General features: G+C 60.5%; 11 protein-coding genes and 1 pseudogene. All 12 read right to left on the bottom strand.

Features of this window, described 5'->3' with window-relative positions; translation table 11 throughout:
- Positions 1 to 3 precede the first annotated feature (3 nt).
- Positions 4 to 282, bottom strand: coding sequence for a hypothetical protein (locus tag ACMHLQ_RS15795; RefSeq protein ID WP_415401662.1), 279 nt, complete (start codon positions 280 to 282; stop codon positions 4 to 6).
- Positions 279 to 4,415, bottom strand: a complete 4,137-nt coding sequence (gene rpoB / locus ACMHLQ_RS15790; protein WP_415401661.1) for a DNA-directed RNA polymerase subunit beta — start codon at positions 4,413 to 4,415, stop codon at positions 279 to 281. The genes ACMHLQ_RS15795 and rpoB overlap by 4 nt, the downstream gene beginning before the upstream one ends.
- A 289-nt stretch (positions 4,416 to 4,704) precedes the next feature.
- Entirely contained in the window at positions 4,705 to 5,079 is a 375-nt protein-coding gene (rplL, locus tag ACMHLQ_RS15785) for a 50S ribosomal protein L7/L12 (RefSeq protein WP_415401660.1), read from the bottom strand.
- A 72-nt stretch (positions 5,080 to 5,151) separates the two neighbouring features.
- Positions 5,152 to 5,667, bottom strand: coding sequence for a 50S ribosomal protein L10 (gene rplJ, locus ACMHLQ_RS15780; protein WP_415401659.1), 516 nt, complete (start codon positions 5,665 to 5,667; stop codon positions 5,152 to 5,154).
- Positions 5,668 to 5,967: 300 nt separating this feature from the next.
- Positions 5,968 to 6,267, bottom strand: coding sequence for an AMP-binding enzyme (locus ACMHLQ_RS15775; RefSeq protein ID WP_415405296.1), 300 nt, complete (start codon positions 6,265 to 6,267; stop codon positions 5,968 to 5,970).
- A gap of 171 nt (positions 6,268 to 6,438) precedes the next feature.
- Positions 6,439 to 7,604 (bottom strand): annotated as a pseudogene (locus tag ACMHLQ_RS15770) (AMP-binding protein); the annotation flags it as partial.
- Positions 7,605 to 7,831: 227 nt separating this feature from the next.
- A complete protein-coding gene (rplA, locus tag ACMHLQ_RS15765) occupies positions 7,832 to 8,530 on the bottom strand; it encodes a 50S ribosomal protein L1 (protein WP_415401658.1) in 699 nt (232 codons plus the stop codon).
- Position 8,531: 1 nt separating this feature from the next.
- Positions 8,532 to 8,957, bottom strand: a complete 426-nt coding sequence (gene rplK / locus ACMHLQ_RS15760) for a 50S ribosomal protein L11 (RefSeq protein WP_415401657.1) — start codon at positions 8,955 to 8,957, stop codon at positions 8,532 to 8,534.
- Positions 8,958 to 9,150: 193 nt separating this feature from the next.
- Positions 9,151 to 10,317, bottom strand: coding sequence for an OmpA family protein (locus tag ACMHLQ_RS15755; protein WP_415401656.1), 1,167 nt, complete (start codon positions 10,315 to 10,317; stop codon positions 9,151 to 9,153).
- 375 nt (positions 10,318 to 10,692) lie between these two features.
- On the bottom strand, positions 10,693 to 11,226 hold the full coding sequence (gene nusG, locus ACMHLQ_RS15750) for a transcription termination/antitermination protein NusG (protein WP_415401655.1): 534 nt from the start codon (positions 11,224 to 11,226) through the stop codon (positions 10,693 to 10,695).
- Between the two features lie 185 nt (positions 11,227 to 11,411).
- Positions 11,412 to 11,606, bottom strand: a complete 195-nt coding sequence (gene secE / locus ACMHLQ_RS15745) for a preprotein translocase subunit SecE (RefSeq protein WP_415401654.1) — start codon at positions 11,604 to 11,606, stop codon at positions 11,412 to 11,414.
- A gap of 105 nt (positions 11,607 to 11,711) precedes the next feature.
- Entirely contained in the window at positions 11,712 to 12,410 is a 699-nt protein-coding gene (locus tag ACMHLQ_RS15740; RefSeq protein WP_415401653.1) for a hypothetical protein, read from the bottom strand.
- Positions 12,411 to 12,620 lie beyond the last annotated feature (210 nt).

Genomic DNA, 12,620 nt, shown 5'->3' with positions numbered 1-12,620 from the left:
CTCTCAGGGTTCCGACCGCAAAAGAGCGGCGGCAGAAAAGAACACACCAAATTGCGCTACAATGAACGCGATGGTGTAAAAGAATTGGCGACGTCTGTACGCCTGCGAGAACTTGGGGACCAACTTCATCCGGCTTTCGCTCCACCAACCAGTTTGCATGCTTTTTTGCAAACGGAAGGTAGCAACCAGCCAAACGGCCCACACGATCAATAGTGGCAGTCCGAAATAGAGAGTTATCTCAGACAAATCGTGGTGCAGGACGAATGGCCCCCACTCGCTCACTCATCTTCCTCCGCATCCAGGAGTTCCATGTTGAGGCCCAGGCCGCGGACCTCTTTGACCAGAACGTTGAACGATTCCGGCACGCCGGCTTCGAAGTTGTCCTCGCCCTTGACGATGCTCTCGTACACTTTGGTCCGGCCTGCCACGTCATCCGACTTCACCGTCAGCATCTCTTGCAGGGTGTAGGCGGCGCCGTAGGCTTCGAGCGCCCAGACCTCCATCTCACCAAAGCGCTGACCACCGAACTGCGCCTTACCACCCAGCGGCTGCTGTGTGACGAGGCTGTACGGACCAGTCGACCGAGCGTGGATCTTGTCGTCCACAAGGTGGTGCAGTTTGAGCAGGTACTTGATGCCCACGGTCACGGGGCGGCTGAACTGCTCGCCCGTGCGACCGTCAAACAGCACCGACTGACCCGAAGAGGAGAAGCCCGCACGTTCCAGCGCGTTGTTCACATCCGCCTCTTTCGCGCCGTCAAAGACGGGCGTGGCGATCGGAACACCGCGTGTGACGTTGCCAGCGGCCTCGACCAGGCGATCCTCGTCCATGCCGGTGATGCCTTCTTCGTAGACATCCTCGCCATAGGCCAGGCTCATCGCTTCGCGCACCGGGGTCAGATCGCCCGAGCGGCGATACTCTTGCAGCGCCTCGTCCACGTTCAGACCCAGACCGCGCGCGGCCCAGCCCATGTGGGTTTCAAGAATCTGACCGACGTTCATGCGCGAGGGCACGCCCAGCGGGTTCAGACAGAAATCGACCGGGGTGCCATCGGCGAGGAACGGCATGTCCTCCATCGGCACCACTTTCGAAATCACACCCTTGTTGCCGTGACGTCCGGCCATCTTGTCGCCCGGTTGCAGCTTGCGCTTCACCGCGACGAACACTTTGACCATCTTCATGACCCCGGGGGGCAGATCGTCGCCACGGCGGACCTTTTCGACCTTGTCCTCGAAACGGGCATCGAGAGCACGCTTTTGCGCCTCGTATTGCTCGTTCAGGGCCTCGACCACCTGTGCCGATTGCTCGTCTTTCAGGGCAATCTGCCACCATGCCGAGCGTGGGAACGCTTCGAGCAGGTCAGCGTCGACGTTCGACCCTGCCTTGACGCCTTTCGGCCCCTTGGCGATCTCTTTGCCCAGCAGCATGTCGCCCAGACGGGCATAGATGTTGCGGTCAAGAATGGTCAGCTCGTCATCGCGGTCACGGGCGAGGCGTTCAACTTCCTCACGCTCGATTTGCAGGGCACGTTCGTCTTTTTCCACACCGTGGCGGTTAAAGACGCGCACCTCGACAACTGTGCCGAAATCACCCGGCTTCACACGCAGCGAGGTGTCGCGTACGTCCGAAGCTTTCTCACCAAAGATGGCGCGCAGCAGTTTTTCTTCCGGCGTCATCGGGCTTTCGCCCTTGGGGGTGATTTTCCCGACGAGGATATCGCCCGGCTCAACATCTGCACCAATATAGACGATGCCCGCTTCGTCGAGGTTGCGCAGGGCTTCCTCACCGACGTTGGGGATGTCGCGGGTGATTTCCTCTGGCCCCAGCTTGGTGTCACGGGCGGCGACTTCGAATTCCTCGATGTGGATCGAGGTAAAGACGTCATCACGCGACACGCGCTCGGAGATCAGGATCGAGTCTTCGTAGTTGTAGCCGTTCCACGGCATGAATGCGACGACCACGTTTTTACCCAAGGCGAGTTCACCCATATCGGTGGACGGACCATCGGCAATCACTTCGCCCTTCTGAACCGTGTCACCCACCTTCACCAGCGGGCGCTGGTTGATGCAGGTGTTCTGGTTCGAGCGCTGGAACTTGCGCATCCGGTAGATGTCCACGCCTGCGTCGCCCAGTTCGAGGTCATGCGTGGCGCGGATCACGATCCGTGTGGCATCAACCTGGTCGATGATACCGGCGCGCTTGGCCATGATGGCCGCACCGGAGTCACGGGCCACAACTTCTTCGATACCGGTGCCGACCAGCGGCGCCTCGGCTTGCAGAAGCGGAACCGCCTGACGTTGCATGTTCGAACCCATCAGAGCGCGGTTGGCGTCGTCATTTTCCAGGAACGGGATCAGGGACGCAGCGACCGAGACCAACTGCTTCGGGCTGACGTCGATCAGGTCCACGCTGTCAACGGGCGACAGGGTGTAGTCACCCGATTTCCGGGTGTTGACCATCTCGTTCTTGAACTTGCCCGCTTCGTCCAGCGTCGCGTTGGCCTGCGCCACGGTGTGACGCATTTCCTCGGTGGCGGACATGTAGTGCACTTCGTCCGTCACCTGACCTTCGTTCACGACGCGGTAGGGTGTTTCGATAAAGCCGTACTTGTTCACGCGGGCAAAGGTGGCCAGCGAGTTGATCAGACCGATGTTCGGCCCTTCGGGCGTTTCAATCGGGCACATCCGGCCATAGTGGGTCGGGTGCACGTCGCGCACCTCGAAGCCGGCACGCTCACGGGTCAGACCGCCAGGCCCAAGCGCCGAGAGGCGACGCTTGTGCGTCACTTCGGAGAGCGGGTTGGTCTGGTCCATGAACTGCGACAGCTGCGAGGAGCCGAAGAATTCACGCACGGCCGCAGCGGCGGGTTTCGCGTTGATCAGGTCCTGCGGCATGACCGTGTCGATCTCGACCGAGGACATACGTTCCTTGATCGCACGCTCCATCCGAAGCAGGCCGACGCGGTACTGGTTTTCCATCAGCTCACCGACCGAGCGCACACGGCGGTTGCCGAGGTGGTCGATGTCGTCGATGTCGCCCTTGCCGTCGCGCAGCTCAACCAGAGCCTTGATGCAGGAAACGATGTCTTCGCGGCGCAGGGTGCGCTGCGTGTCTTCGGCATCCAGAGCCAGACGCATGTTCATTTTCACGCGACCAACGGCGGACAGGTCATACCGCTCGCTGTCAAAGAACAGCGTGTCGAACAGGGCCGAGGCCGCATCGACGGTGGGTGGTTCACCCGGACGCATGACGCGATAGATGTCCATGAGCGCGGTTTCGCGGTTCATGTTCTTGTCCTGCGCCATGGTGTTGCGCATGTAGGGGCCGACATTGACGTTGTCGATGTCGAGCACGGGGATCTCGGTGATGCCTGCGTCGATCAGCTCTTTGGCGGTGCCACCGATCAGGGTGCCGTCCTTGTCGTATTCCAGGGTCAGCTCATCACCGGCTTCGACATAGATCGCGCCGTTTTCTTCGTTGATGATGTCCTTGGAGACGAACTTGCCCACGATATGTTCGAACGGGACAAGCAGGTCCTTGACCGTGCCTTCGTCGATCAGCTTCTTCACCGCGCGCGGCGTGACTTTCTTGCCGGCTTCGGCAATCACTTCACCGGTCTTGGCATCCACCAGATCGTAAGTGGGGCGGGTGCCGCGCACACGGTCGGGGAAGAACGGCGTGACCCAGCCTTTGTTCTTTTTCAGCGTGTAGGTGACGGTGTTGTAATAGGCATCCATGATGCCTTCCTGGTCGAGACCCAGGGCATAGAGCAGCGTCGTGACGGGCAATTTGCGGCGACGGTCGATGCGGGCGAACACGATGTCCTTGGCGTCGAATTCAAAGTCGAGCCAGCTGCCGCGATAGGGAATGATGCGGCAGGCAAAGAGCAGTTTGCCGGAGGAGTGTGTCTTGCCCTTGTCGTGGTCAAAGAACACGCCGGGCGAGCGGTGCATCTGGCTGACGATCACACGCTCGGTGCCGTTCACGATGAACGTCCCGTTCGGTGTCATCAGGGGCATGTCACCCATGAACACGTCCTGTTCCTTGATGTCCTTGACGGACTTGGCGCCGGTGTCTTCATCGACATCGAACACGATCAGGCGCAGCGTCACCTTGAGCGGTGCCGAGTAGGTCATGTCGCGTTGCTGACATTCCTCGACGTCATATTTCGGCTTTTCCAACTCGTATTTGACGTATTCAAGGACGGATGTTTCGTTGAAGTCCTTGATCGGGAAGACCGACTGGAACACGCCCTGAATACCGTCCCCATCAGTGGGGACTTCGGCGTCGCCGGAGTTCAGGAACAGGTCGTAGGAGGATTTCTGGACCTCGATGAGGTTCGGCATATCCAGAACTTCGCGGATTTTGCCGTAATATTTACGAAGACGTTTCTGGCCAAGGAACGATTGCGCCATACTATAAGCCACCTTTCAGCGTTTCTCTGGGTGCGCGCGCCGTCGGGCCCCGGTGCGCTGCCCCGTCGAGAGGATGGGTCAAGGTCAATTCATAGCCACCGTCCCACCGGTGGCCTCCCGACCTTTGAACCGCATCTTGGAAAAGACTTTTCGAGGGAAGCCCTTGCCAAGACGGGTCGGGCTGGACGCGCGATATGCGCATCCAGCCCAGTGTTTTCAAGGGGGCGCGGAAAACGACAGGTTTTCCGGCTGTTTTCCGAAACCGGAAAACGCCCCGTCCCAACGGGACTTAGGCCAGTTCGACCTCGGCGCCAGCTGCTTCCAGCTTGCCTTTGATCTCTTCGGCTTCGGCCTTGTCCACGCCTTCTTTGATCTTGCCACCGGCTTCGACCAGGTCCTTGGCTTCTTTCAGGCCCAGACCTGTGATGCCGCGGACTTCTTTGATGACGTTGATTTTCGACGCGCCTGCGTTCTTCAGAACGACGTCGAATTCTGTTTTCTCTTCCTCGGCTGCGCCACCGGCGTCAGCAGGGCCCGCCATCATGACTGCGCCACCGGCTGCAGGCTCGATGCCGTACTCGTCCTTGAGGATTGTTTTCAGTTCTTGTGCTTCCAGCAGGGTCAGACCAACGATCTCTTCTGCCAGTTTTTTCAGATCAGCCATTTTATCAGCTCTTTCCGTTTCGATATGTGTGTTCCAACGCGCGAGATACTCACACGCCGCTCAGACGTTTGCTTACGCGGCCGCCTTGTCCTCGACTGTCGACAAGATGGATGCGATGTTGCTTGCAGGTGCGCCAATGGCCCCGGCGATGTTGGATGCGGGTGCACCGAGCATGCCTGCGATGGTAGCGATAAGCTCCTCGCGCGAAGGCATTTTCGACACAGCCGTCACACCGGCCCGGTCCAGAGCGTTCTCACCCATGGCCCCGCCGAGGATCACGAACTTGTCGTTACCCTTGGCAAAGTCCTCGGACACTTTGGCGGCTGCCACAGGGTCTTCGGAGAAGGTCAGAACGGTCATACCCGTCAGATGTTCAGCGATGCTTGCGCAGGGCTTCCCGTCCAGGGCGATCTTGGCGAGCCTGTTTTTGGCAACACGAACGCTCGACCCGTTTTCGCGTGCACGGGCACGCAGGTCTTGCATTTCGGCAACTGTCAGACCGGCGTAGTGGGCAACCACAACGACGCCAGAGCTTTCAAAGATTTGGCCGAGTTCCTCGACCACTTTCTCTTTCTGGGCTCTATCCACAGTTTTACTCCAGTTATTGGAGGGGCGGACCCCTCCGGCTCGTTTTCACCATGCCAGATGGCACGGCAATCGGGTCCTTACGGGTCGTCGCAGCCCAAAGCCTGGAACACACCAGGCTGGAATGTCTCTTCCCGTCTCGGGCAGGAATTATGATTGGCCTATCCCAATCACCCACCGTCTCGGACGAAATAATCGGCCGCCTGCGAATCGCAGACGACCGAATGTTGGTGGCTTAGAGGTTTTGCGCATTGAGGCCAAGTGCCTTTGCGCAAAAATCAAGGCTCCGGCGGTGGACCGCGCCTAAATTCCCGCTGACTCGCGCAACTCGCGGCGCAACACCTTGCCCGACAGGGTCACCGGCACATCGTCGACAAAGCGTATCTGTTTGGGGATCTTGTAGTTGGTCAGCTTGTCCCGACACGCCGCCACGATCGCCTCTTCGCTCAGCGACTCGTCGGCGCGCACGACAAAGGCCACGGGCGCCTCGCCGGTCTTTTCGTCCTCGATGCCGATGACCCCCACCTGCACCACGTCGGGCAGGGTCGAGATCACATCCTCGATCTCGTTCGGGGCCACGTTGAAGCCGGACACGAGGATCATGTCCTTCTTGCGGTCCACGATCTCGATAAACCCGTTCTCGTCCATCACGCCGATGTCGCCGGAATAGTACCACCCGTCCTTGAGCACCTCGTCCGTTGCGGTGACGTTGCCCAGATACCCTTTCATCTGTGAGGGCGTGCGCGCGATGACCTCGCCCGCCTCACCCTTTGCCACGTCCTGGCCTGCATCATCGACGATGCGCACATCCGCACCGGGGATGGGAATGCCCACCTTGCCCAGTTGGTTGTTGCCAAGAGGGTTGAACGTCAGCAGGCCCGACACTTCAGTCATGCCGTAGCCCTGCATGATGTCCACGCCGGTATTGTCCGCCCATTTCTGTGCCACACCGGTTTGCTGGGCGGCGCCACCCGATCCGCAGAACTTGATTTTTTCGAACAGCTTCTTGTCGAACCACGGCTCGACCATGAGCGCGGCAAAGAGGGTGTTGATGCCGGTGAACCATGTGATCTGGTGGTTCTCGAACGCCTTTTTGAGGTTCGAGGGCGGCCGCGGGCTGGGCGCAAGCACCAGGTGCCCCCCACCGACATGCCCGACAGGAAGATCAGCACAAAGGCGGTGATGTGATAGAGCGGCAGCGCGACCAGGACAGTCTCGCCATCCTCGCTCAGCGCCTCGGAGGTCATCAGGCGGGCCTGTTCCATGTTGGCGATTATCGCGATGTGCGACAGCTCTGCCCCCTTGCTGCGCCCGGTCGTGCCGCTGGTGTATTGATAGAGCGCCGTGTCATGCGCGCCCACCGCGCTGGCATAGGCCGCGATATCGCGCCCGGTCATATGGCGGCTGCCCTTGGCAAGCGCATCGCTGAGTTTGGTGTGCGGCGTGGTCATGGTCGGGATGACCTTTTTTACCCGCTTCAGAACAAATCCAAGGATCGCCTTTTTGATTGGTGGGAAGAAATCGAGCACGGAAACGGTGATGACATGTTTGACGGCGGTCTTGGCAATGACCTCGTCCACCTTGTTGCCGAACAGGTCGATCACCACGACGGCCTTGGCATTGCTGTCGGTCAACTGATGTTCGAATTCGCTGGCGGTGTAGAGCGGATTGACGTTGGTGCCGACGCACCCGGCCTTGGCGATGCCCAGAGAGACCACGCAGAAGCCGATGCAGTTGGGTGACATGACGGCCACGGTATCCCCGGCTTGCAGCCCCAGCTCTTCGCGCAGATAGGCGGCGAACGCATCCGTATGGGCATCAAGCTCTGCATAGGTCAGCGATGTCTCTGCCCCGGTGGGCAAGATTGTCGTCACCGCCTTGCGGTCTGCGAACCTGCCGACATTGTGCGCAACGAACGCCGCAAGTGTCTGTTGTTCCATTTGGCTGGGATCAAAGGCTTTTGCCTCGTCCGAGTAGTACTTTTCCCATGGCTTCGTGACCACCGTTTCCTCCCACTGAACTGATGTCTGCTGAGAAGAGTACACGGATTTGCGTCGCGAGACGAAAAATACTGCACCTCTGCGGGCGCGACCTTGGGTAAAGCGGCCAGAAACAAAAAACCGGACTGCGCGAACAGCCCGGTTTTTCGTGTTTGTATGCGGTCAGCTTATTCGCTGACGGCGCTGTCCACGTCGACGCTGACGCCCGGACCCATGGTCGAGCTGATCGAGACTTTCTTCATGTAGGTGCCTTTGGACCCGGCGGGTTTCGCCTTGGCCACGGCGCCCACGAAGGCACGGACGTTTTCGACCAGTTTGACCTCGTCAAAAGAGGCCTTGCCGACACCGGCGTGGATCACGCCAGCTTTTTCCACCTTGAACTGCACTTCACCGCCCTTGGCGTTCTTGACGGCGTCCGCCACGTCCATGGTCACGGTGCCAACCTTGGGGTTGGGCATCAGGTTGCGGGGGCCCAGCACCTTACCCAGACGGCCCACGATGGGCATCATGTCAGGGGTCGCGATGCAGCGGTCGAATTCGATGGTGCCGCCCTGGATGGTTTCCATCAGGTCCTCTGCGCCCACGATATCCGCGCCAGCGGCCTGCGCCTCTTCGGCCTTGGGGCCGCGTGCGAACACCGCGACGCGCACGGTTTTGCCGGTGCCGTTGGGCAGGCCGACCACGCCGCGGACCATCTGGTCTGCGTGGCGGGGATCGACGCCGAGGTTCATCGAGATTTCGACGGTCTCGTCAAATTTGGCGTTTGCGTTGCCTTTGACCAGCGCCACCGCGTCTTCGACGGTCAGGTTCGATTTGCCGGCGAATGCTTCGCGGGCCGCTTTTGTGCGTTTACCAAGCTTTGCCATCTTACTTCACCTCGATGCCCATGGAGCGGGCGGAGCCCAGGATGATCTGCATTGCGCCTTCGATGTCGTTGGCGTTGAGATCTTTCATTTTCGCTTCGGCGATTTCCTTGACCTGGGCCGCTGTCACGGTGCCCACGGTTTCACGCGAAGGAGTTTTCGCGCCGGATTTCACCTTGGCGGCCTTCTTGAGGTAGTAAGACGCAGGCGGCGTCTTGATGTCCATCGCGAAGGATTTGTCCTGGTAGTAGGTGATCACGGTGGGGCATGGCGCGCCGGGCTCCATGTCTGCGGTCTTGGCGTTGAACGCCTTGCAGAATTCCATGATGTTGATGCCGCGCTGACCCAGCGCCGGACCGACCGGCGGGGAGGGGTTTGCTTGACCGGCTGGCACCTGCAATTTCATGGTGCCTGCGAGTTTCTTGGCCATGAGCCATTCTCCTGTTCAACTCCTTCGGGTCGCGACCCTCGGGATGTGGTTGATGTGGTGCGGTCCGGACAACGCGTTGTCCTCGCCTTCCACATGGGATGCTGCAAAAAGCAACAGGAGCGCCGGTTACAACGCTCCTGTCCTATTATCAAGCCGAAATGTCAGGCGGGGGGTAGCCCCGGGGGCCGCACCCTCAGCTTTCTTCGAGGATCACGTCAAAGTTGACGCGGCTGCCCGGCAGGCCCGCATTGGTCATGGGGCGCGAGGGGGCCGAGATGATGATCTGTTCGGGCGCAACGCCGCGACCCACCAGCATCGCCATCAGCGCCTTGGCGCGCAGCAGGCCGGTGTGGAAGTCTTCGCGCGCCTGCAAGTCGGACGAGTGGTGCCCGACGACCCGCAGACGGGCGTGGGGGCACGCCATCGCGAGGTTGGCAAGGCTGAGCGCGGTTTCCAGGTCATCCGCATGCAGCGACACGGAACGGGGCGCGTAGAACAGCGCGGTGCCGTTCACAGCGCGCTCCAACTCGACCACGCAGGAGGCGTTGGCCCATGGCTTGGGGGCGACCGGCGTGCGCACGGCAACGCGGGTCACTTCCTCGACCACCGAAAACTCGACCCGGCGGTCATAGAACGAACTTGGCTTGGGGCCGATGACGCCAGACGGTTTGCGATCACCCATGCCTTCGGCAAAGAACATGCTGGTGTTGATGCCCCCTGCCCCGATGCGCTGGATGACCTGCTGGGCGCGCGCCTCGCTGAGGCGCAGGTTTGCGGCAGGATCACCCGACGGGTCGGAGTGTCCTTCGACACGGATTTGCACGCCCGGGCATGCGGCCGCGACCATGCCGATCAGGCGGCCCTGTTCGATGCCTGCTTCTTCGGCTGTCAGACCACCGCTGGGGAAATAGACGCGGGCCTGGCTGGTGAGATTACGCAGATCCTCAAGGCACTGTTCCTTGGCCTGCAAAGCGGCCCCGCCTGCGGTGAAGAACTGCGTAGAGGGCGTTGCGGTGGTCAGCGCGGCCGTGCGCTCGAGTGCGGGTTGTTCGACCGGTGCGGGGGTCGGCGCTGGCAGGACAGCGGCCTGTGGCTGGGCCAACGGCGTTGCGGGCTGCAAGGCGCCGAGTGCATCAGAAGCACTGGCTTGACGGGCGACGACCTCTTCCTCTGGCGCGGCAAGTACGGGGGCGGGGGATGGGGCAGCGGGTGCGGTGGCAGCCGCAACAAAGCCGGTGGTGGATTGCGGCTCGACCGCGTCTGCATTCTTGCTGCTTTCCCAAAAACCGGACGCTGCAAATACAATTGCCGCCGACGGAACCAGCCACGGAAGGCTGTCCCTTACATATTTCAAGCTCATAATTGTCCCCCAAGATAAGCTATTCTGCTCTGCTTGACACAGCTATATCCTGTGCCATCTACTATAAGTAGGCGTGAATCCGCCGCATTCGTCAACAGCAGTTCGGTCTTTTTGACCATGTTTTAAAATCGATATTGTTGGCGGGCGGACTTTGTGACGAACAAGGTTCTGAAACTTAAACAAAACATACTCACAGCCGTGCCGATCCTATTCGCGTCCCGCAATCGCGCGGGTTGGCGGGAAACGTCCTAGATCGGAACCTCGTTGGCCCATTTGGGGAATTGCCGGGCGTGGAGAGACAAAATAGCCGCGCAATGCTGCGCGGCTATTTGAATGCGTGAATGGGCTGCGACACCTGGCAGGTGCGCGCCGCAATCAGCTTTGCTTGTTGACCTGAGTGAATTCCAGCTCGACCGGGGTTTCGCGGCCAAAGATGGACACGGTGACCTTGAGGCGCTGGTTTTCGTCGTCCACTTCCTCGACCATGCCGTCGAAATCCTCGAACGGGCCGTCGTTGACTTTGACCTTTTCGCCAATCTCGAAGTGGATGAGGGTGCGGGGTGCTTCTTCGCCTTCCTGAACGCGGTTCAGGATCTGGTTCACCTCGGCATCGCGCATCGGCATCGGGCGGCCCTGAGGCCCCAAGAACCCTGTGACGCGGTTGATCGAGTTGATCAGGTGATAGCCCTGGTCGGACATTTCCATGTGCACGAGCACATAGCCGGGCATGAAGCGGCGTTCGGTCGTGACCTTCTTGCCGCGGCGCACCTCGATGACCTCTTCGGTCGGCACCAGCACCTCGTCAATCTCGTCCTCAAGGCCGTTTTCTGCGACCGAAGTGCGGATCGTCTCGGCGATCTTCTTTTCGAAGTTCGAAAGCACGCTGACCGAATACCACCGTTTCGCCATGTGTCTGCTGGCCCCTTGCCCGTTAAGTCTGTTGTTCCGTCACGCCGCTTGCGCGCCGCCCTGAATGAAAATCGGCGCGGGGCTCGAATCGCCGCGCGCCTCTTGTCAGGTCAGGGGTGCGGAATACTCCGCGCATATTCAAAGTGCAAGGGGCGGGCGGTGTTTCGCTCTGCCCGAGGCAATCCTCAGAACATCGTCAGGATCTGTTCCAGCCCGCCACGGATCAGGATGTCGACAATCGCAAAGAACACGGCCGTGAGGGCCGCGAGGATGAACACCATGACCGTGGTCAGCAGCACTTCGCGCCGTGTGGGCCAAACGACCTTGGAAACTTCGGAACGCACCTGTTGGATGAACTGAAGTGGATTGGTTGTGGCCATGGCTGCAATCGTGTCCCTGCTTGCGGATGGAAGGGATGTAACGGTGTGTTCCGACGAATTCAAGGCGGGAATGCCTCCCGCCCTGTCCGCCGTCAATTGTGCCGATCAGCCCTCGTGCATCATCCGCTCGAGCCGGGCGCCGACCGCTTCGGCATGTGCCTCTTCGGCCTCTTGCATCGCCTGGAAGTCGGGCATGTAGAGCCCGTCGACCATCCCGTCGGGGAAGATGTCGAGCACCGCGTCCCAGCGGTAGGCAAATCCGTCGAGCTTGGTGCGCAGCTCTTGCGCGCGGGCGGGATTGCGCGCCTCGATCCGCGTCAGCACCGACAGAACACCGCGCCAGATACGGTCGGACCCGAGGATCAGGAACGTGCCGATCACCAGCGCCAACATCAGAACGGCACCGATCACGAACCAGTGCGGACGCACCACCAGCAACAACAGCACGCTGACAATGGCGAGGTGGCGCGTGGTGGGACGAAACGCCCGAACGCGGGCGATGGGGGCGGCAAGCAATGGCTTGAGGCGCGCACCAAGGCCCGGACCACGCGATGTGCGCGGTTGTTGGGTTGGTTCGGCGACCTGTTCCAGTTCCGGCAAATCCTCGGCCCGGCGGCGCGGGTTCGGATCTTCGCTCCGCTCTACAAAGGCGGTTTGCACCTCAGCTTTGGGCGCGGCGGCCTTGCGGGCGCGCTTGCGTTTGGGGGTCGGTTCCGTGTCCTCGGTCAAAACCGAGCGGATCATCGACAGCGTCTCTTCTTCACTTGCGGTGTGAGACTGACCGGGGATCAAAGTATATGTCATCAGCAGCTTCCTGACCCCGCAACATCTGGGGCTTCTGTTTACTGACCCGCGCAGCACGGGTCGGATTTCACACGTCCGCGTTTTGCGGATGAGGCAGAGGTAGGGCCGCAATGTGGGCGTGGGGTGGCTGATCTGTGGCGAAAATGCGGCACTGTCGCCGTCGTGGAAACAGTGCGCCAACACGCCCGGAACTGTGCCGTGATCAGGCAT

It is taken from the genome of Tateyamaria algicola, from assembly GCF_047715485.1.
Lineage (GTDB): Bacteria > Pseudomonadota > Alphaproteobacteria > Rhodobacterales > Rhodobacteraceae > Tateyamaria.
The sequence above is the reverse complement of the archived record's forward strand: the minus strand, read 5'-3'. Positions and strand labels throughout refer to the sequence as shown.